Here is a 627-nt window from a genome sequence, read left to right as displayed (position 1 = left end):
CGGCCGCGCCGCGCGTGGCGCCGCCGCGCTGCTGGCCCGCTACGACCGCACCCTCGCCGCGCACCCGGACCTGGCCGGGCGGCTGAGGCCGCTGCGGGCGGACGTGGTGCGGCATGTGAGGGCCTTCGGCGGGACGGAGCCGGGCGGTTCCCGGCCTTCCGGGAGCCCGAAGCCCTCCGCCTCCGGAAGTCCCGGCGGCTCTCCGGCCCCGGAGGACACCCGGGGCGCCGGGGAGGGCGTGCCCGCCGATCCCCGGCGTGCGCTGGCCGCCCTCGCCGACGCCGAGCGCACCGCCGCCGACTCCCTCACCCGGGCCCTCGACGGCGCCCCGCCCGAGCTCGCCCGGCTGCTCGCGTCCGTCGCGGCGGCCGGAGCGGTCCACGTCTACCTGCTCACGGACGGCGAGTGATGAACGAGGCAGCGACCCCGGGGGCGGACCGGGCGGCGGCCGCCGCGGCCTCCCCCCCGCCCTCGCCCCCCGGTGGGGAGGACGACCCCGCGCTGGCCGCCCTGCAGGCCGCGCTCTCGGCCGAGCACGCCGCCGTCTACGGCTACGGCGTCGTGGGCGGGCGGATCGCCGAGGACCGGCGCGCGCAGGCGCGGGAGGCTCACGACGCCCACCGCGCC

At 81.8% G+C, this 627-nt stretch carries 2 protein-coding genes; both read left to right on the top strand.

Annotated features, from left to right (window positions below):
* The coding region (locus AC2CJA_RS27100; RefSeq protein ID WP_484605266.1) for a hypothetical protein at positions 1-409 on the top strand (409 nt) is incomplete at its 5' end.
* Positions 409-627: DUF4439 domain-containing protein (locus AC2CJA_RS27095; RefSeq protein ID WP_484605265.1), on the top strand; the 219-nt coding region annotated here is incomplete at its 3' end. The genes AC2CJA_RS27100 and AC2CJA_RS27095, both read left to right, overlap by 1 nt.

The sequence above is a fragment of the Streptomyces sp. ATLC9 genome (genome assembly GCF_057196705.1).
The sequence above is the reverse complement of the archived record's forward strand: the minus strand, read 5'-3'. Positions and strand labels throughout refer to the sequence as shown.